Consider the following 21,234-nt stretch of genomic DNA (forward strand, 5'->3'; position numbering starts at 1 on the left):
ATGGCCAGCACCATCTTGATCACACCGGCCACACCGGCCGCGGCCTGCGTGTGCCCGATGTTCGACTTCACCGAACCCAACAGCAGCGGACGACCGCCGCCCCGCTCACGACCGTACGTCGCCAGCAGCGCCTGCGCCTCGATCGGGTCACCCAGCCGGGTACCCGTACCGTGCGCCTCCACCGCGTCCACATCGGCAGCCGACAGCCCGGCACTCGCCAGCGCCTGCCGGATCACCCGCTGCTGCGACGGACCGTTCGGAGCCGTCAGACCATTGCTCGCACCGTCCTGGTTGATCGCCGAACCCCGCACGACCGCGAGCACCGGGTGACCGTTGCGGCGGGCGTCCGACAGCCGCTCCACGAGCAGCATGCCGACACCCTCACCCCACCCGGTACCGTCCGCCGCAGCCGCGAACGCCTTGATCCGACCGTCCTCCGCCAACCCCCGCTGACGACTGAAGTCAATGAAGGCATCAGGGGTGGACATCACGGTCACACCACCGGCGAGAGCCATCTCGCACTCGCCCTGGCGCAGCGCCTGGACGGCCAGGTGCAGGGCGACCAGCGACGACGAGCAGGCCGTGTCGACGGTGATCGCCGGGCCTTCGAGCCCGAACACGTACGACAGGCGGCCGGAGACCACGCTCGCCGCGTTGCCGGTGCCGACGTGGCCTTCCAGGCCGTCGGCCTCGCCGGCGACCAGGGAGAGGTAGTCCTGGCCGTTGGTGCCGACGAACACACCGGCGCGGCTGCCCTTCAGGACGGCCGGGTCGATGCCGGCGCGCTCGAACGTCTCCCAGGAGGCCTCCAGCAGGAGCCGCTGCTGCGGGTCCATGGCCAGGGCCTCGCGCGGCGAGATCCCGAAGAAGTCGGCGTCGAAGTCGGCGACGTCGTAGAGGAAGCCGCCCTCACGGGTGTACGAGGTTCCGGGCCGGTCCGGGTCGGGGCTGTAGAGCCGGTCCAGGTCCCAGCCGCGGTCGGCCGGGAACGCGGCGACCGCGTCCGCCCCCTGCGCCAGCAGCCGCCACAGGTCCTCGGGGGTCCGGACGCCGCCGGGGAAGCGGCAGCTCATCGCGACGATGGCGATCGGGTCCTCGTCGGGGGCGACGGCGACCGCCGGGGCGGTGTCGGACGGCTGCTCGCTGCCGACGAGCTCCCCCCGCAGGTACTCGGCGAGGGCGGCCGAGGTCGGGTGGTCGTAGACGAGGGTGGTGGGGAGTCTCAGTGCGGTGGCCGCGCCGAGGCGGTTGCGCAGGTCGACGGCGGCCAGGGAGTCGAAGCCGAGGTCCTTGAAGGCGCGCTCCGCGCCCACCGCGTCCGCGCCGTCGTGTCCGAGGACTGCGGCGACGTGCGTACGGACGAGACCGAGCAGCTCCCGCTCCTGCTCGGCCCGGGGCAGGCGGGCCAGCTTCGCGAAGGCGGTGCCCGCGACATCGGCGCCCGTCACGACGGTCCCGTGACCGGTCGCTGCGGCCTCGCCCGTCGACGCGCCGGTGACGAACGCGGCGATCGACGGGTTGGAGCGGACCGCTGCCACGGCGGACGCGTAGCGGTCCCAGGCGATGTCCGCGACGGTAAGGGCGGCCTCGCCGGCGCCGACGGCCTGTGCCAGCGCCGCGATGGCCGCGTCGGGGGCCATGGGGGGCACGCCTTCGCGGCGCATGCGGGCGTCCATCGCCTCGTCGGCGGCCATGCCGCTCTCCGCCCACGGGCCCCAGGCGACGGAGGTCGCCGCGAGTCCGGCGGCCCGGCGCTGCTCGGCGAGCGCGTCCAGGTGGGCGTTGGCGGCGGCGTAGTTGGCCTGCCCGGCGGCGCCGATGGTGCCGCTCATGGAGGAGAACAGCACGAACGCCGACAGCTCGATGCCGAGTTCGACGGTCAGCTCGTGGAGGTGGTTCGCTGAGGTCGCCTTCGCGCGCAGGACGTTCTCGAAGCGGTCCGGCGTGAGGGTGTCCAGGACGCCGTCGTCGAGGACGCCGGCGGTGTGGACGACGGCCGTCAGGGTCTCCGCCTCGGCCGCCAGGACCGTGCGGAGGGCATCCCGGTCGGCGGCGTCGCACGCCACGACCGACACCTCCACGCCCAGCCCGGAAAGCTCGGCCACCAGACCGTCCGCACCCGGAGCGTCCTCACCCCGGCGGCTGGTCAGCACCAGCCGCTCCACGCCCGCACCGGCCAACCAGCGGGCCACCCGCCCACCCAGGGCGCCGGTGCCACCGGTCACGAGCACCGTGCCCGACGGCGCCCAGGACGCGGCGCCCTCACCACGGGCGGCCCGCACGAGTCGGCGCCCGAAGACACCCGAGGAGCGGACCGCGAGCTGGTCCTCACCCGTGACACCGCCGGCCAGTACACCGACCAGCCGGCCCATGGCCCGCTCGTCCGACACCTCGGGCAGGTCCACCAGACCGCCCCAACGCTCGGGCAACTCAAGGGCGGCCACCCGGCCCAGACCCCACACCTGCGCCTGAACGGCAGAGACAAGACGGTCCGAACGACCCACACTCACCGCACCGCGGGTCAGGCACCACAACGGCGCCTCCACCCCCGCATCGCCGAGCGCCTGCACCAACACGGCCGTGGCCACGACACCCGCGGCCTCGTCCAGCGCGAGCAGCGACACCACACCGGCCACCGGGGCACCGGCCCCCGACACCAGCCCGGCCACCACGCCACGATCGGCACCAGCCTCGACCACGACCCGCCGGACCTCGGCACCACGCCCGGCCAGCGCACCCACCACGGCCGCGGTGCCGTCGACACCGGCGGCAGGAGCCACGACCAGCCAGACACCGGACAGTCGCGCGGCGACCGCGACATCCGCCAGCGGCTTCCACGACACCCGGTAGCGCCAGCCGTCCACCTCGGACCGGGTCCGCATCCGACGGCGCCAGGCCGAGAGGGCCGGGACGACCTCGCTCAGCGGCTGGTCGCCGTCCGCGTCCAGTTCGAGGGCGGCGGCGAGCGCGGCCACGTCCTGGTGCTCGACCGCGTCCCAGAAGACGCTGTCGGCCGGGGCCGTCCCGGGCGCGTGGGCGGTGGTGGCATCGGCGGCGCGGGTGCGCGCGTCCATCCAGTAGCGCTGCCGCTGGAAGGGGTACGTCGGCAGGTCCACGCGCTGCGCGCCCGTACCGGCGTAGCAGGCGGCCCAGTCCACGTCCGCACCGCGGACGAACATGCGCGCGACGGCGTCGAGGAGGGTGGCGGTCTCGGGGCGGCCGGCGCGCAGCGCGGCCGCGAAGGCGGGGGCCGGGGTCGCGGTGGCGGCGGTGTCCTGCGGGTCGGTGGCGAGGCAGTCCTGTGCCATGGCCGTGAGGACGGGGTCGGGGCCGAGTTCGAGGAAGGAGTCGGCGCCGCGCGCCCGGAGGGTGCGTACGCCGTCGAGGAAGCGGACGGCGTCGCGGACGTGCCGGACCCAGTGTTCGGGGTCGGTGAGCTCGGCGGGGGTGGCGGTGGTTCCGGTGAGGAGGGAGACGACGGGCAGGGTGGGGGTGCGGTAGGTGAGGACCTGCGCGAGACGGCGGAAGTCGGCCAGCATCCCGTCCATGTGCGGCGAGTGGAAGGCGTGGCTGACGGTGAGCCGCTTGGTCTTGCGGCCCCGTGCCTCGAAGGCGGCGGCGACGGCGGCGGCGGCGTCCTCGTCGCCGGCGACGACGACCGACTGCGGGCCGTTGACGGCGGCGATGCTGACCCGGTCGCCCGCGCCGATCAGCGGCAGGACCTCGGCTTCCGACGCCTGCACCGCGATCATGGCGCCGCCGGTGGGCAGGGCCTGCATCAGGCGGCCGCGGGCGGCGACGAGTGCGCACGCGTCCTCCAGGGAGAGGACGCCCGCGACGTGGGCGGCGGCGATCTCGCCGACGGAGTGGCCGGCGACGAAGGCGGGCCGCAGGCCCCAGGACTCTACGAGCCGGTACAGCGCCACCTCGACCGCGAACAGTGCGGGCTGGGTGTAGGCGGTCTGGTGGAGGAGGGCGGCCTCGGGGGTGTCCTCGTCGGCGAAGAGGACGTCGAGCAGCGGGTGTTCGAGCTGCTCGTCGAGGTACCAGGAGGCGTCGTCGAGGGCGTCGGCGAACGCCGGGTGGGCCGCGTACAGTTCGCGGCCCATGGCCAGGCGCTGGCTGCCCTGGCCGGTGAACAGGACGGCGGTGCGTCCTGCGGCGGGTTCGCCGTGGACGGCGGCGGGGGTGTCGATGCCGTCGGCGAGGGCGTTCAGGGCCCGGCGGAGGGCGGGGCGGTCGTCGCCGAGGACGACGGCGCGGTGTTCGAAGCGGCTGCGGGTGGCGGCGAGGGAGTGGCCGATGTCGTGCGGGGTGGTGTCCGGGTGGGTGTCGAGCCAGTCGCCGAGGCGTCGGGCGGCGGCGCGCAGGGCCTCGGGGGTCTTGGCGGACAGGGCCCAGGGCAGCGGTCCGGTGGCGTGGCCGGGGGCCGGCACGGGCGGCTGGCCGGACGGCCGGTCCGCGGTGTCGTCGGCACGGTCTTCGGCGGGGGGCTCCTCGATGATGGCGTGGGCGTTGGTGCCGCTCATGCCGAACGAGGAGATGCCCGCCCGGCGCGGGGTGTCGGCCGCCGGCCAGTCGACGGCGCCGGTCAGGAGCGAGACGGCGCCGGCTTCCCAGTCGACGTGCGGGGTGGGCGCGTCGACGTGGAGGGTCTGCGGCAGGACCCCGTGCCGCATGGCCATGACCATCTTGATGACGCCGGCGACGCCGGCGGCGGCCTGCGTGTGTCCGATGTTGGACTTCAGGGAGCCCAGCCACAGCGGCCGGTCCGCCTGGCGGTCCTGGCCGTACGTGGCGAGGAGGGCCTGGGCCTCGATCGGGTCGCCGAGCCGGGTACCCGTGCCGTGCGCCTCGACGGCGTCCACTTCGGCCGGCGACAGGCCCGCGTTGGCCAGTGCCTGGCGGATGACGCGCTGCTGGGCGGGGCCGCTGGGAGCGGTGAGGCCGTTGCTGGCGCCGTCCTGGTTGAGGGCGGTGCCGCGGACCAGGGCCAGGACGCGGTGCCCGTTGCGGCGGGCGTCGGAGAGGCGCTCCACGAGGAGCATGCCGACGCCTTCGCCCCAGGCGGTGCCGTCGGCGGCGGCCGCGAAGGGCTTGCAGCGGCCGTCGGGGGCGAGGCCGCGCTGGCGGCTGAAGGAGAGGAAGGAACCGGGGCTGGCCATCACCGCGGCGCCGCCGGCGAGCGCCAGGGTGCATTCGCCGTTGCGCAGGGCCTGGACGGCGAGGTGCAGGGCGGCGAGCGAGGACGAGCAGGCCGTGTCGACGGTGACGGTGGGGCCTTCGAAGCCGAAGGAGTACGCGATGCGGCCGGAGGCGACGCTCGCGGCGTTGCCGGTGACGAGGTAGCCCTCGAATCCGTCGGCGGCGTCCTCCAGTCGGGGGCCGTATTCCTGGGTTTCGGCTCCGACGAACACGCCGACCTGGCCGCCGCGGAGTCCGGCGGGGTCGAGGCCGGCCCGGTCGAACGCCTCCCAGGACGTCTCCAGCAGGATGCGCTGCTGCGGGTCCATGGCCAGGGCTTCGCGCGGGGAAATCCCGAAGAACGCCGCGTCGAATTGGTCGGCGTCGTGGAGGAATCCGCCTTCGCGGGTGTAGGTGGTGCCCACCCGGTCGGGGTCGGGGTCGTACAGCGCGTCGAGGTTCCAGCCGCGGCCGGTGGGGAATTCCGAAATGGCGTCGGTGCCGGCGGCGACGAGTTCCCAGAGTTCTTCGGGTGAATGCACGTCGCCGGGGAATCGGCAGCCCATTCCGACGATGGCGATCGGTTCGTCGCTGTTGACGGCGGCGGTGACGGGCGCCTCGGCGGGGGCGGTCCGGCCCAGGAGGAGGGCGTGGACGCGGTCGGCGAGGTGGGCGGGGGTGGGGTGGTCGAAGGCGAGGGTGACGGGGAGGCGCAGACCGGTTCCGGCGACGAGGCGGGCGTGCAGGTCGACGGCGGCGAGCGAGTCGAAGCCGAGGTCGAGGAAGGAGCGGTCCGCGTCGAGGACGGCGGGGGCGGCGTCCCGCAGAGTGGCCGTGACCAGGGAGGATACCCAGTCGAGGAGTGCCGCGCGCTGTTCGCCCTCGGTCAGGCCGGCCAGCCGCTCGCGCCACTGCGCCGGGGCTGCCGCCGGGTGGTCGCCGCTGTCGGCTCCGCCCTGGGCGGCCCCGGTTCCTTCCTGGGCGGCCCGGGGTCCGGGCGGAGTCCCGTCGGCCTCGGAGGAGCCGCCGATCTCGGGTGCGAAATCCTGGGACTCGTTAGACATCGCGCGCTCCACCACTCCGTACAGAGAACTCCAATACTGGGGAGACCCTGACACGGGAGAGGGGCGGCAGAAACCCCTAACAATCCCCCTACGGACCCCTAGGTGGAGGCCCGTGGAAGGCGCCTTGACTCTGCGGGCGAGACTGACCCATGATGCCCCCGGAGTAGGGGGAATTGCAAGATTTCAGAAGGTTCTTGTCAAGGGTCCGCGGCCCGACCTTCTGTCGAATCCTGCCGTCGGGTGGAATACCCGTCCCCGTCTGTTCACGCCACCCGAGAGGAAGTCGTTCTCATGCGCGTTCTGTTCGTCACCTATCCGGCCATCGGGCATCTGTTCCCGACGGTTCCGCTGGCCTGGGCGCTGCGTGCGGCCGGTCACGACGTCCTGGTGGCCAGCTCGGGCGACGCGCTGGAAGCAGCGAACGCCGGTCTGCACGTGGCCGACGTCCGCCCCGGTTTCCACCTGGAGGAGTTCCTCCAGGCGGAGTGCGGGGAGCTGATAGCGCGGCTGCGGGATCCGGAGCAGTTCGACCCGATGGACGGGCTGATGATGTTCGCCCGGCTCAACGACGCCCTCACCGACGGCATCATGCGGACCGCCGACGCGTTCCGGCCCGACCTGATCGTGTACGAGCAGATCTTCGTGGCCGGTCTGATCGCGGCGTCCCGTCTCGGGATCCCGGCGGTCCAGCACAACTTCGGCTGCCTGCGGGCGACTCCGCTGCGCGAGATGACGGTGGCGATGATGTCGGAGACGATGGCGCGGCACGGTGTGGCGGGCGTGCCGGACCGGGTGCCGACGATCGACATCGCGCCGCAGAGCATGGTGGAGGCGGAGGTGGACGGCTGGGTGATGCGGCCGGTGCCGTACAACAGCGGTGCGGTGCTGCCTGATTGGGTTCTGGAGGAGCGGACCGGCCGCCCGCGGATCGGTGTGACGCTGGGTACGGCGACGGTGCACGTGAACGGTCTCGGCCCGATCCAGCGGCTGCTGGCCGCGGCCCCGCAGGTGGACGCGGAGTTCGTGCTCGCGCTGGGCGAGGTGGAGACGGCCGAGCTCGGCGAACTGCCGGAGAACGTGCGGGTCGTGGGCTGGGTGCCGCTGGCGAAGCTGCTGGAGAACTGTGATGCGGCCGTGCACCACGGCGGTGCCGGCACGACGTTGGCCGCGCTCAACGCGGGCGTGCCGCAACTGGTCCTGCCCGACGGTGCGGACCGCGGGATCAACGCGCAGTGCGTGGAGGACCGGGGCCTGGGCCTGAGCCGTTCGGCGGAGGACCTGGACGTGGAGCTGCTGACGCGACTGGTCACGGACGAGAAGATGGCCGCGGTGGCGCGGGAGGTGCGGGCCGAGATCGAATCGATGCCGACGCCCGCGTCGCTCGTGGCGCGGCTGGAGGAGCTGGCCGCCCGCTAGCGGCGGACCGGAGCGGACGTGGCGCGGGCCGGCGGGGGAAACCCCTGCCGGCCCGTGCCGTGTTCGCCGCCGCGGACGGCCGCTACACGCGGATCTCGGGCCGGTAGGTGTCGAGCCAGATCGCGGTGTCCAGGGCCCGCTCCAGGCCGTTGCGGGCGGCCCCCGTGAGGGTCTCGGGGGCCACGTTCACGGACTGGGCCAGCCAGTCCCGGCTGACGATCTGGAAGACGGGGCCGTCCTCGCCGACGAGCTGCTTGGCGTGCTGCTGGAGGGCCTCGGCGTAGCGCCAGTCCTGGACGACCGGGTAGGGGCTCTTGACGCGGTCGATGACGGACTGCGGCAGCAGGCTCCGGGTGGCTCCGCGCAGCAGGCTCTTCTCCCGGCCGTCGTATGTCTTCATCGACCACGGCGTGTTGTAGACGTACTCCACGAGGCGGTGGTCGCAGAAGGGCACGCGGACCTCCAGGCCGACGGCCATGCTCATGCGGTCCTTGCGGTCCAGCATCATCCGCAGGAAGCGGGTGAGGTGCAGGTACGACAGCACGCGCATGCGGTGCTCGTGGGGGCTCTCGGAGTCCACGCGGCCGACTTCGGCGACGGCGGTCGCGTAGTGGTCGGCGAGGGCCTCCAGCGGGTTGAGGGCGATCAGCGTGTCGAGGTTGTACATCTCGACGGGCTGGGTGTTGGGCGTGGCGCCGATCATTCCGGCGGTGATCCAGGGGAAGGTGTCGCCTTCCTGGACGACCGGGTTGTGCAACCAGCCGTAGCCGCCGAAGACCTCGTCGGCGGCCTCGCCGGACAGGGCGACGGTGGACCGTTCGCGGATGGCCCGGAAGAGCAGGTACAAGGAGACGTCCATGTCGCCGAGGCCGGCCGGGCTGTCGCGGGCGATGACCACCCGGCGGCGTACCTCGGGGTCGGCGAGGGAGGTCGGGTCGAGCACGATGTCGGTGTGCTCGGAGCCGGCGTGGCGGGCCATGGCGGTGGCGAAGTCGGCGTCGCGGCTGCCGTGCACGCCGGTCGGTACGAAGTTCGTGGACTCGCCGGTGAAGTCGACGGCGAAGGTGTGCAGCGGCCGGCCTTCGGCGGCCCGGTGTGCGGCGGCGAGGCCGGTGATGGCGCTGGAGTCGAGGCCGCCGGACAGCAGGACGCAGGTGGGCACGTCGGCGACGAGCTGCCGGGCGACGGTGTCGTCGAGGAGTTCCCGGACCCGCTCGACCGTGGTGTCGAGGTCGTCGGTGTGCTCGCGGCTCTCCAGCCGCCAGTACGTGTGGCTGCGGACGCCGCCGCGGTCGACGGTGACGACGGTACCGGGCACCACCTCGACGACGCCGTCCCAGATGGTCTCGCCGGGCGGCCGGTTGAAGGCGATGAACTCGCGCAGGCCGCGGGCGCTGACCACCGGCTTGGCCAGCGGGTTGGCGAAGATCGCCTTGGGTTCGGAGGCGAACAGCACGCCGTCGGCGGTGCGGTGGTAGAAGAGCGGCTTGACGCCCATCCGGTCGCGGACCATGACCAGCTTCTGCGTGCGGCCGTCCCAGACCGCGAAGGCGTACATGCCGTTGAGGCGGGACGCCATCGCCTCGCCCCACTCCAGGTAGGCGTGGAGGACGACCTCGGTGTCGCTGGAGGTGCGGAAGCGGTGGCCGCGTCCGCGCAGCTCCTCCCGGAGCTCCCGGAAGTTGTAGACCTCGCCGCTGTAGGTGAGCGCGACGCGGCCGCCGGGGGTGGCGGCCTCCATCGGCTGGACGCCGCCCTCCAGGTCGATGATGGCGAGCCGTCGGTGGCCGAGGGCGGCGGGGCCGTCGGTCCAGCTGCCTCCGGCGTCGGGACCCCGTCCCGTCAGCGTCCGGACCATGTCGTCCAGGGTGGTGGTCTCCTGGGCCAGATCCCGTTCGTAGGCGATCCAGCCGGCGATGCCGCACATGCGATGCTCCTCGGTCTTCGCGGCGCTTCCCGACGGCCCGGTGCAACGGCTCCCTCGCCCCGTCCCGGGGCCTGGGTGTTCGGACACCTGCGGGGCCTCGACGCCCGACGGTCGCGCCTGTCCTGCCCGACCGTATTTTCCGGCGGTGTCCGGCCACATCCCCTACCGGCCCCTCAAGGCGGGGGTGGGGGCGCGGGGCTCGCGCAGCGGGGGTGAGCGGGGAGAGTGGGGGCGGGGGGAGGGGGGAGGGGGGAGGGGCGGTCCAGGGGATCGCCCCTCCCCCTCCGGAGGGTTCGCCAGTTGGTCTCGTGCGGTACGGGGTACGGGGTACGGGGTACGGGCCGCGGCTCAGGCGATCCCGGGCAGGCTCAGGTCCCACAACCGGGCGGGCAGGTCCCGCCGCCGTTTGACCTGGAGCTTGCGGTAGATCCGGGTCAGGTGCTGCTCGACCGTCGAGACGGTGACGTACAGCTTGCCGGCGATCTCCCGGTTGGTGTGGCCGCGCGCGGCGAGGAGCGCCACGCGTGCCTCCGCCTCGGAGAGCACCTCGGCCTCCCGCGGCGGGTCCGCCTCCCGGCCCTCGCGGCCCGCCGTGCCGGGTTCGCCGTCGCCCTGCCCGGGTGTGAATTCCTGGCACAGCGGTTGGGCCCCGCAGGACTTCGCGACGTGCCAGGCCTTGCGGACGAGCATCCGGGCCCGGTTGAAGTCCCCGGCCGCGCGGTAGCCGCTGCCCAGTTCGCCCAGGGCCCGGGCCAGCTGGATGCGGTCCTCGCCCTGTTCCAGGGTTTCCACGGCTTCGGTGAGCCTCTTCAGCCGGTACGTGAGGTCGCCGCTGGTGCGGGCGAGCGAGAACAGCAGGGCTCCGCGCGTCCGGGTGCCGGCGGCGCCCGCCTCGCGCTGCTTCTGCTGCTCGGCGTACTCGCGGGCGCGCGGTACGTTGCCGAGGGCCAGCCAGGCCTCGGCGGCGTCCAGCCGCCACGGCACCAGTTCCACGGCGTCCATGCCCCAGCTCTGCATGAGCTCGCCGCAGGTGAGGAAGTCACGCAGCGCGGCGTGGTAGCGGCCGGTCGCGAGGTGGCAGCGGCCCCGGGCGCGGAGGTAGTGCAGTCCGATCTGCGTCTGCAGCATGGTCTCGGGCACCGGCTGTTCGAGCAGGTTCATGGCCTCCTCGATGTTGCCCATCTGCGTCTCGGCCTCGATGAGGACGGCCAGCGGCAGGGCGATGCCCACGCCCCAGCACTGCACGGATATCAGGGACATCGCCTGGCGGGCCTGGGCGGCCGCGCCCGGCAGGTCGCCCTGCCGCAGGACGGTCTCGGCCCGGACCGCGCCGAGGGCCGCCTGCCAGGTCGGCGCGTTGCGGGCGGAGCACTCGCCGAGGAGCCGGTCGGTCCAGGTGAGGGCGAGGTCGAGGCGGCCGGCGTAGACGAGGGCCAGCACGGCGAGGACGAGGGGGATGAGGGTGCGGTCGCTGAGGTGGTAGCGCTGGAGCACCCGGGTGGCCTCGGCGACGGCCGCCTCGCCCTGCCCGCCGCGCAGGGCGGTCCGCAGGGCCTCGACGGCCGGGAGGTGGGCTTCGTCGGGCATGTCGTACGGGGCGGGGGTCCGGGGGGCTGCCGCGGTGCCGGCCGGTGTGCGCGGGGCCGCGACCCTGGTGCCGGACAGGCCCGCGGCGGGGAAGAGCTCCCGGACCGAGGGGCTGACCGCGGAGAGCCAGCTCTGCGCGGCGGCGAGGGTGTCGGGGTCGTAGGCGAAGGGCTGTCCGGCGTCCCGTGCTTCCTCGGCGGCGGCCTGCAGGCGGCGTACTTCCTCGCCCGCCTGCCGGGCCTCGCCCATCCAGGCCAGGCAGCTCACGGCGTGGAGGAGGTCGCGGTCGGTGAGCCGGCCCGCGCAGAACTCGCGGGACAGCTGCCGCAGATGGCCTTCGGCGGCGACCGGGCTGCTGCGCCACACGATGCTGACCAGGCGGGACTTCAGCGCGGTGCGCCGGGGGCCCTCGGGGCAGGAGTCGACGGCCAGTTCCCCGCAGCGCAGGGCGAGTTCGGGGTCGTCCTCGACGAGGGCGTACTCGGCTGCCTCCTGGAGGACGGGGATCGCCCAGTCGTCCGCCGGTGTGCGGGTGGCGAGGAGGTGGCGGGCGACGTCGAGGGCGGGTGCGCCGTCCTGGTGCAGCAGCCGCGCGGCGCGCCGGTGGAGGGCGGACAGCTCCCCGGGCGGGGTCGCCGCCAGGACGGCGGAGCGGGTCGCGGGCGTGCGGAAGGCACCGTCGCCGAGGATCCCGCACCGGTCCAGGTCCTGTACGGCCAGTTCGACGGTCTTGACGTGGACGGCGGTGATGCGGCTGAGCAGGGCGGGCGGGTAGGCGTTGCCGAGGACAGCGATGCCCCGGGCGACGGCCGGGATCTCGGGGTCGCCCCGGTGGAGGCAGTCCACGACGGCGCGTTCGAAGTTCTCGGCGGGGGCGAGCGGTTGGAAGGGTTCGCTGTCGCCCAGGGCCGTCAGGCCGTCCTCCAGCAGGGCGTTGACCAGGTTCGGGTTTCCGCCGGTGGCTTCCTGGCAGTCGGCGGACAGCCGCTGGGCGGCGGCGGTGGCGAAGCGGCCGGCGAGGATGCGGGCGGTGCCGTCCGTGCTGAGCAGGGGCAGCCGGATGGTGGTGCAGTTGGGCTGGCGCCGCAGTTCGGCGTGGAAGGCGAGCTGGGCGGGGAGCAGGCGCACGGCCTCGGTGAGGACGATCAGCACGCCGGCCTGCCTGACCCGGCGGGCCAGGCACAGCAGGAAGGCGCGGGACAGTTCGTCGCCGTGGTGGACGTCGTCGACGGCGATGACGACGGTGCGGTCCCGGGCGATCCGCAGGAGCAGGGCGCAGACGTGGGGCAGGACGCGCATGCCGGCGTCGACGCCGCCCGTGGTGTCGTCGGGTCCGGCAGTTCCGGCGCAGTCGGTGACGTCGGTGACGTCGGTGACCGGCGCGGCCACTGCGTCGAGCAGTGCGGTGGCCTCGGCGTGGACGGCGGGGTCCAGGAGTGCGGCACTGTCGAGGATGCGGCGCAGGATGCCGAAGGGGAGGTGCTGCTCCGGCCGGGAGCCGGCGGCCTCCAGGACGAGCGTCCCTTCGGCGATGGTCTGTTCGGTGAAGTGCTCCAGCAGGGCCGTCTTCCCGGCGGCGATGGGACCGCTGATCACCGCGACGCGTCCGCGGCCCCGCCGGGCGCTGCCGAGCAGGTCGTTCAGCGTCTCCCACTGCTTCTCGCGCTCGACCAGCCTTGCCACCTGTGCTTCCCTTTCCCCCGGACTGTGTGTACCTGTCCTGCACTGCACTGCGTCACGCCTCCTCGTGGCCCGCCGGATCGGCGGGGCGGGTACGGGGCGGGTGCGGACGTGGCTCGCGTCTTCCCGTGCGGAGGACTGTGCGGCCCGGCCGTGGAACCCGCCTCGTCCGTTCACCTCCGGGCGGCCGTTGGTCATGCGGCCGGCCCGGCGTGCGGCTCAACCCTTCCGGGTGGCCGCCGCGAGTTCCTCTGAGATGATCTTCAGGATCTGCGCCTGTTGTTGCGCGAGAAAGAAGTGGCCGCCCGGGAAACAGCGGATGTCGAATCCGCCGAGGGTGTGCCCTTCCCAGGCGTCCGCTTCCTCGCGGCTGGTCCGGGGGTCGGACTCGCCGGTCAGCACGGTGATCGGGGCGTTCACCGTGTCGCGGGGCGTGGCGCGGTAGTTCTCGATGGCGGTGTAGTCGCTCCGAATGGCGGGGAGCACCATGCGGAGGATCTCCTCGTTGCCGAGAATCGCGGCGTCGGTGCCGCTGAGCTCCCGCATTTCGGCCACGATGCCGTCGTCGTCGCGCAGGTGCACGGTTTCGTGGCGGAAACTCGACGGCGAGCGGCGGCCCGAGGCGAAGATGCGCACCGGGGTGATGCCGTGGTCGCGCTCCAGTCGGCGGGTGACCTCGAAGGCGAGCACCGCGCCCATGCTGTGGCCGAACAGGGCCAGCGGTCGGTCCACCCAGGGCAGAAGGGCGCTGGTCAGAGCATCCGCGTAGACGCCGATGTCGGTGATGCCGGGCTCGTGTCGGCGGTCCTGCCGTCCGGGGTACTGCACGGACAGGACGTCCACGGACGGGGAGAGCGCCTGGGAGACGGGGAAGTAGAAGGAGGCCGAGCCGCCGGCGTGCGGCAGGCATACCAGTCGGATCGGACTGTTGTCCGCGGCGTGATAGCGGCGGATCCAGCCGTCGGCATTCTGCTTGTCGATCAAGGGGATGAAAACTCCGTTTTCCGGTACGGCCGCAGCACGCACGCTCGATCTTCAGATCCGGACGTTTTCGCTGCTTCCGCAGGCGCGTTCCGTTGATCCATGTTTAGCAGAGCGGCAATGTCGCCAGTACCCCTAGATCGGACCCCTACGGCGGCTGGAAATCTCCCTTCGCCGCGGCTCCCGGGGAGCATTCTCGGCGCGGATGTCCGAGGTCGGGCCGATGTTCCGGCAGACGGCGACGTTGCTCGGGCTCCCGTCCGGTATCAGCGCTTGCCCTTCCGCGGGGAGGCCGGCGCCGGCTGCTCCGGCGGCGCTGCGGGGAACGGCGGGAGGGCGGGCTCGAAGAGCCAGGCCCCGAGCAGGTCGTCCACCGGGCGCGGCGCGTGTCGGGCCACGTGGCCGGTGAACGCGGCGGTGGTGACCACGCCGTGCCGGTGCACGGCCGCCCAGTCGCGCAGCATGGGGAAGAACGCGGCGTCGCCCAGCGCGCAGCGGACGACGTGGACGGCGAGCCCGCCCCGCTGGTACAGCCGGTCGTCGAACATCAGCTTGCGGCCCGGGTCGGCCAGCCGCAGGTCCTGCGGTCTCGACGCCAGCAGCCGGTGCGCTTCGGCCGCCAGCTCGTGGGCCGTGCGGCCGCCGGAGTGCTCGGACCAGAGCCACTCGGCGTACTTCGCGAGGCCCTCGTTGAGCCAGATGTGCCGCCAGTCGGCGATGGTGACGCTGTTGCCGAACCACTGGTGCGCGAGCTCGTGGGCGACGAGGCGCTCCGAACCCCGTGCACCGTCCACGTGGTTGGCGCCGAACAGGGAGAGGCCCTGGGCCTCCACGGGGACGTCCAGTTCCTCGTCGGCGATGACGACCGTGTACTCACCGAACGGGTACGGGCCGAACAGGTCCTCGAACAGCCGCATCATGGCCGGCTGCCGGGCGAAGTCCCGGGAGAACCGGGCCAGCAGGTGCGGCGGCACGTGCGCGCTCTGCGTGACGCCGCCGAGGCCGGGGTCGCCGAGCAGCACCATCTGGTACGTGCCGATGGCCAGGCCGACCAGGTAACTGGAGGTCGGTGCGGGCTGCTCGTACACCCAGGTGGTCGTGCTGGCCTTGGTGGTGCGGGTGAGGAGGCGTCCGCCGGCGACCACCGTGTACGCCGAGGGGGTGTTGACCGAGACCTGGTACGCGGCCTTGTCGGCGGGCCGGTCGTTGCACGGGTACCAGGACGGCGCCCCGACGGGCTGGCTGGCCACCAGCGCGCCGTCGGTCAGCTCCTCCCAGCCGAGGCCGCCCCAGGGGCTGCGGACCGGCTTCGGGTTGCCCGACCAGTTCACCTCCACGGTGAACGCGGCCCCGGCGTGCAGGGGCTTGGCCGGCCGGATCCGCAGCCTGCCGCCGCGGTGGGTGTACTGCGGGACCCGGCCGTCCACCAGCACCCGGCCGAGCCGGAACTCGGCCAGGTTGAGGTGGAACTCGGCGAGCGGCGCCCGCCCGGCGATCGCGCTGAGCCGGGCCGTTCCGGCGAGCCGGTTGGGGCCGGGACGGTACTCCAGGGCGAGTTCGTACCGGTGCACGCGGTAACGGGGATCGCCGTTGTCCGGGAAGTAGGGGTCGGATCCCGCTGTCTGCTGGCCGTTCACTGACGCTTCCGCTCCCTGCCGCCCGGTGCCCGCGGCGGTCGGTCACGACCGCCACGCCTCGATCGGATTGCCCAGCCAGCGGGAGTCGGCGGGGACGGACTCCCCGGCCATCACGAGGGAGGCCGGGCCGAGAGTGCTGCGCGCCCCCAGCGTGCTCCCCGGCAGGACGATTCCGCCCGGGCCCAAGGTGGCGCCCTCACGGAGGATCACAGTATCCGTCCGCAGGATCCGGTCGTGGAAGAGGTGTGTCTGCAGGACGCAGCCGCGGTTCACGCTGACGGCGTCACCCAGCACGACCAGGTCGGTCTCGGGAAGCCAGTAGCTCTCGCACCACACGCCCCGGCCGATGCGGGCCCCGAGGCCGCGCAGCCACAGCACGAGCAGGGGCGTGCCGGACAGCGATCCGGCCAGCCACGGCACGGCCAGGACCTCGACGAACGTGTCCGCCAGCTCGCCCCGCCACACGAAGCCGCTCCACAGCGGGTGCTCCCCCGGCCGGTGACGGCCCACCAGCAGCCACTTCGCGGCGACCGCGACGGCGCACGCGGCCGTGCCCGCGGCGAGCAGGACCGCCCCGGAGAGCAGCGCCGCACACCCGATGCCCGGGCCGCTCGCCGTGGCCGCCAGGCTGAGCGCGGCCACGGCGAGGACGGCCAGCGCGGCCGAGCAGAACACCGGGACGAGCCGGCACAGCTCCACCGCGCCGCGCGCCCACAGCAGCCGCGCGGGCGGCTCGTACGTCCGGCTGAGGTCGGCTTCGGCGGCGGAGCGGGGCAGCCGGACGGGTGGCAGGCCCAGGTAGGAGCTGCCCTTCTTGGCCTTCTTCGGGGTGGCGGAGAGCACGCCGACCAGCCCGTCGTCCGGGACGGTGCGGCCCGGGGCGGTCATCCCCGAATTGCCGAGGAAGGCCCGGCGGCCGATCTCGGAGTGGCCGATCCGCACCCATCCGCCGCCCAGCTCACAGGGCGCGGTCAGGGTGTCGTCGGCGAGGAACGCTCCGTCCCCCACGGTGGTGAGGCTCGGCAGGGCGAGCACGGTGGACACCTCCGCGCCCCGGCCGATCTTCATGCCGAGCAGCCGCAGCCACACCGGTGTGATCAGACCGGCGTACAGGGGGAAGAGCGTCCCCCGGGAGAGGTCCATCAGCTGGGTGACGGTCCAGGCCTGCCAGGCGACCCGGCTGTGCGTCGGATGGCTTCCGGTGCGCAGCCCGATGCTGAGCGCGCGTACGGAGACCAGCACCAGCAGGGCGTACGCGCACCCGAAGGCGAGAGCGCCGGGCACGACGGCGAGCAGTGCTCCGCCCAGGGCGCGGGCGAGCCCGGCGTCGGCGGGTACGAACAGGCCGGCCACGAGCAGCGCGGGCACGGCGGCTGCCAGGGGCAGGAGCGTCAGGCCGAAGCCGGTCGCCCCGTACATGGCGCGCCAGTGGACCGACCGGGGCGGGCGTTCCCGGGGCCAGTTGTGTTTGGCCCGGCCGAGTTTGACCGCGGGCGCCCCGGCCCAGCGCTGGCCGGTCGGGATCTGCCCGGTCACCGCGGAGCCGGGGGCCACCTCGGCGCGCTTGCCGACCCGCGCCCCGGGGAAGAGCACGCTGCGGGTACCGACGACCGCTCCCGCACCGACCTTGACCGGGCCGATGACCAGCCCGTCCCCGTCCAGCCAGTGCCCGGCGAGGTCGACCTCCGACTCGACGGCGCATCCGCGGCCCAGTTTGAGCAGGCCGGTGACCGGGGGCAGGGAGTGCAGGTCGACGTCGGGCCCGACCTTGGCCCCGAGGGCCCTGGCGTAGCGTTCGAGCCAGGAGCCGGTGAGCGAGGTGGCACCTGCGTACTCGGCCAGCCGCTCGGCGGTCCACAGCCTCAGGTGCACGCTTCCGCCGCGCGGGTGGCGGCCGGGCTGGACCCCGCGCAGCAGCAGCCGGGCGCCGCCCGCGGCGATCGCCAGCCGGCCCGGGGGGCTGAAGAGCAGGGCCGCGCCGGCGCCGACCCCCCCCCCCGCGGGGGGCGGCGCCCACGGGTAGGGCCCGAACCGGTGCAGTACGTTGCCCAGGGCCAGCAGGGCCACGGTCCAGCGCAGGCCGGCCAGGGTGGCCAGCGGGAGCAGCAGGAGGCACTGCGCCGCCTGGGTGCGGGCCGGTACCGGGGCGACGGGCCGGGTCGCGGCGTCGTCCTGCGCGGACTTCTCCAGCCGCCGGGCGAGTTTGCGCAGGGTGGGCTGCTGGTAGATGTCGAGGACGGCCGCGCCCGGGTAGCGGGTGCGCAGCCGGGTGGTGAGCCGGGCGGCGGCGAGGCTGCCCCCGCCGATCGCGAAGAAGTCGTCGTCGGCGCCGGTGACGGGCACGCCGAGGGTCTCGTGCCACTGCTCGGCGAGCCAGGCCTCGGTGCCGTGCAGCTGCTCGGCGGGGCCGGTCGCGGTCTCCTGGTCGGGCAGGGGCCAGGGCAGTGCGTCCCGGTCCACCTTGCCGGACGTGCGGGTGGGTAGTTCGCCGACGGGTGCCAGCAGCGGTACGAGCGCTGCGGGCAGCGCGGCCCGCAGCCGCTCGACGGCCGCCGCCCGGTCCCAGCCGTCCTGGGTGACGAGGTAGCCGACCAGCAGCTGGGTGCCGCCGCGCGCCGTGCGCACGGCGGCCGCCGCCGCACTCACGCCGGGCAGGGCCTGTAGTGCCGCGTCCACCTCGCCCAGTTCGATGCGGCGGCCGCCGAGCTTGACCTGGTCGTCGGCGCGGCCGAGGAAGACCAGGCCCTCCGGTTCCGCGCGGACGAGGTCGCCGCTGCGGTAGGCGCGCCGCCAGCCGAGCGCGTCCAGCGGGGCGTACTTCTCCGCGTCCTTCTCCGGGTCGAGGTAGCGGGCCAGGCCCACGCCACCGATCACGAGCTCGCCGCTGCCGCCCATCGGGACCGGTTCGCCGGACTCGTCGACGACGGCCAGTTCCCAGCCGTTCAGCGGGAGGCCGATCCTGACCGGTTCCCCACCGGTCAGGAGCGAGGCGCAGGCGACGACGGTCGCCTCGGTCGGGCCGTACGTGTTCCAGACCTCGCGGCCCTCGGTGACCAGGCGCCGGCCCAGCTCGGGCGGGCACGCCTCGCCGCCGAAGACCAGCAGCCGGACCTCGTTGAGGGTGTCGGGCTCCCAGAGCCCGGCCAGGGTCGGCACGGTGGAGACGACGGTGATCTCCTGTTCCGCCAGCCAGGGGCCGAGGTCGGCGCCGCTGCGCACCCGGGAGCGGGGCACGGGCACGAGGCACGCGCCGTGGCGCCAGGCCAGCCACATCTCCTCGCAGGAGGCGTCGAAGGCGACGGACAGCCCGGCCATGACCCGGTCGCCGGGTCCGATCGGCTCGTCGGCGAGGAACAGCGCGGCCTCGGCGTCCACGAACGCGGCCGCGCTGCGGTGGGTGACGGCGACGCCCTTGGGCTTGCCGGTGGAGCCCGAGGTGAAGATGATCCACGCGTCGTGCTCCGGCCCGGGCCGCCCGACGGGCGCCGCCCGGCCCCCCGCCGGGCCGCCGGGGCCGACCGGGTCGATGCGCTGGCCGGGGCCGAGCACGGCCCGTACCCCGGCCTCGGCGAAGACCAGCGCGGCCCGCTCGTCGGGGTCCTCGGCGTCGACCGGCACGTAGGCGGCTCCGGCGGCGAGCACGGCGAGGATCGCCGCGTACAGGTCATGGGTGCCGGACGGCACGCGTACGCCGACCCGGTCGCCGAGGCCGATCCCGGCGGCCGCCAGGACGCGCCGCCGGCGCTCGACCTCGGCGGCCAGCGCCCGGTAGGTGAGCCGGGCGGTGCCGTCGTCCAGGGCGAGCTCGTCGGGGTACGCCCGGACGGAGGCGTCGAAGACGTCGACGAGCGTGCGCGGCGGGGCCGCGGGCCCGGCGCGGAAGCGGGCGGATTTCCCCGGTTCTGCCGGCCACGGATCCTGCGGCGGCGTGCCGTCGTCGATCAGAGTGAGTTCACCGTGCTCGGGTGTGGCTGCCATCGGCCCTCACGTCTCGCACCCGGACACGGCCGGGCTGTCGGTGTAGCCCGGTTTGACCCGGGTTGCTCGGGTACAGCGCCAAACAGCCCGCCATTTTAGTGCACCTGCGGGACGGAACACGGGTTTCGGCGCGTTGCGATGCCACACAGGCATTCTTTGTCGCCATCCCCCATGCGGCCGCTCACATGCGACGCCCATCGCACCCAAAGGCCAAGCATTCACCGGGAGATCGTCGAGAAATGACCGCAAATGCGAGAGGGGATGCGGCCTGCGGCCCCCTGCACGGCCGGGGGCGAACGAGGGGTTGCTCGTGCGGGTGATCCGGTGGCCGCGGCCGTCAGCCGGGCATCAGCAGCAGCGGCACGGGGCTGCCCGCGGTCCAGTCGGGCGGGACGGCGGCCAGCGCGTCGGCGACGGCCGCGCCCTGGAGGAACGCCGCGCCGTGCCCGTCGGTGATGCCGGCCCCGTCCCCGTCCCACACGACGGGCACCAGACGGGTCAGTCCGGGTGCGGGGCGGACCGGGCCGCGGACCGGGACCTGCGGCAGGGGTTCGAGGGTGCGGCCGGACAGACCGCCGAGCAGTGGACCGAGCAGGGTGTGGGCGGCGGCCAGGGCCGCGTAGGGATTTCCGGGCAGCCCCACCACCCAGCGCCCGGTGTCCAGTCCGGCGAGCAGCATGGGGTGTCCGGGACGGCAGGCGACGGTGTCCACGACCATCCGGGCCCCGGCCCCGGCCAAGAGGCGGCGCAGCTGGTCGGTGGCGCCGACGGAGGTGGAGCCCGTCACCACTACGACGTCGACGTCCCGCATTCCGCGCACGGCCTCGGCGAGCTGCCCGGCCGGCCGGTCGGCGACGTGCCGCGTGAGGCCGGTCTCCCCGCCGAGGGAGGCGACCAGCGCCGGGAGGAGCGGCCCGAGGGCGTCGCGCACCCGACCGGGACCCGGCCGGCCCGCGTGCTCCAGCTCGTCCCCGGTGATCAGGACCCCGACCCGGGGGCGCGGTCGCACCACCAGGGTGTCGTGGCCGCAGGAGGCGGCGAGGCCGAGCAGCGCCGGCCCGATCCGGCTGCCCGCCGGGGCGAGGGGGGCGCCGGCGGGGGCGTCTTCGCCGGTCCTCCGGATGTGCCGGCCGGGCGGCAGGTCGGGGCCCGCCACCCGGCCGTCACCGGCGGGCTGCGCAGACTCCAGCGGCAGCACGGCGCGGGCTCCGGCCGGCACCGGGGCACCGGTGGATATCGCCACGCACTCCCCCGCGCCGAGGACGCCCTCCCAGGCGGCACCGGCCCGGACCATCCCGCGGACGTGCCACGGCCCCGAGCCCGCCACGGCATGGCCGTCCAGCGCGGCCGTGTCGAACGACGGCAGCAGATGCAGGGCACACAGGTCCTCGGCGAGGGTGAGCCCGGCGGCGTCCCGGAGCGGCACCGCACGGGCGGGCAGCGGCCGGGACGGTGCGCCGTGGGCCAGCACCCGGGCGTGCGCCCAGGGCACGGCCCGGGACGAGGCGCAGGAGTGGGCGGCGGCGGGCGGGGCGGCGGCCGGGGCCGAAACGGTCGCGGGAGGCCTGCACACGACTATCGGACCGCCGCGTTTCCTGTCGCTGCCGGCGGGATTGCCGTTGCGCTCCCACCGTTGCTGAGACCGTAGTCAGGTCTCAGCATTCCGGGCATTCCGGCCCGGAAAATCCGTCACATCACCAAAGCGTGAGGGCTTCGGCTTGAGTACGGTCTCTCGTTTCCTCCTGCCGCTGGTACGGCAGGGTTGCGCCACCTGCCCGCC

7 protein-coding genes and 1 pseudogene are annotated in these 21,234 nt (G+C 74.1%); 1 reads left to right on the plus strand and 7 read right to left on the minus strand.

The genetic code is table 11. The features are described 5' to 3' along the window. A pseudogene (locus ACFVGY_RS35475) lies at positions 1–6,209 on the minus strand (type I polyketide synthase); the annotation flags it as partial. Between the two features lie 330 nt (positions 6,210–6,539). On the opposite strand from ACFVGY_RS35475, the gene ACFVGY_RS35480 reads away from it, so the two are divergent. Then, positions 6,540–7,664 (plus strand): nucleotide disphospho-sugar-binding domain-containing protein, encoded by a 1,125-nt coding sequence (locus tag ACFVGY_RS35480; protein ID WP_385685960.1) that lies wholly within the window; start codon positions 6,540–6,542, stop codon positions 7,662–7,664. A gap of 82 nt (positions 7,665–7,746) precedes the next feature. On the opposite strand, the gene asnB is transcribed toward ACFVGY_RS35480, so the two are convergent. The 6 genes from asnB to ACFVGY_RS35510 form a co-directional block, all read right to left on the minus strand. After that, positions 7,747–9,591, minus strand: a complete 1,845-nt coding sequence (gene asnB / locus ACFVGY_RS35485; RefSeq protein ID WP_385685963.1) for an asparagine synthase (glutamine-hydrolyzing) — start codon at positions 9,589–9,591, stop codon at positions 7,747–7,749. Between the two features lie 348 nt (positions 9,592–9,939). Continuing rightward, entirely contained in the window at positions 9,940–12,861 is a 2,922-nt protein-coding gene (locus ACFVGY_RS35490) for an AAA family ATPase (RefSeq protein ID WP_385685966.1), read from the minus strand. 216 nt (positions 12,862–13,077) lie between these two features. Continuing rightward, positions 13,078–13,842, minus strand: a complete 765-nt coding sequence (locus tag ACFVGY_RS35495) for a thioesterase II family protein (RefSeq protein ID WP_385685969.1) — start codon at positions 13,840–13,842, stop codon at positions 13,078–13,080. Positions 13,843–14,105: 263 nt separating this feature from the next. Continuing rightward, on the minus strand, positions 14,106–15,476 hold the full coding sequence (locus ACFVGY_RS35500) for a M1 family metallopeptidase (RefSeq protein ID WP_385685972.1): 1,371 nt from the start codon (positions 15,474–15,476) through the stop codon (positions 14,106–14,108). A 42-nt stretch (positions 15,477–15,518) separates the two neighbouring features. Continuing rightward, positions 15,519–19,454, minus strand: coding sequence for a Pls/PosA family non-ribosomal peptide synthetase (locus ACFVGY_RS35505; RefSeq protein WP_385685975.1), 3,936 nt, complete (start codon positions 19,452–19,454; stop codon positions 15,519–15,521). A 337-nt stretch (positions 19,455–19,791) separates the two neighbouring features. Further along, complete coding sequence (locus ACFVGY_RS35510; RefSeq protein WP_385685979.1) at positions 19,792–21,027, minus strand: molybdopterin-binding protein; 1,236 nt, start codon at positions 21,025–21,027, stop codon at positions 19,792–19,794. Positions 21,028–21,234: the final 207 nt, after the last annotated feature.

Source organism: Streptomyces sp. NPDC127106 (assembly GCF_042677605.1).
Lineage (GTDB): Bacteria > Actinomycetota > Actinomycetes > Streptomycetales > Streptomycetaceae > Streptomyces.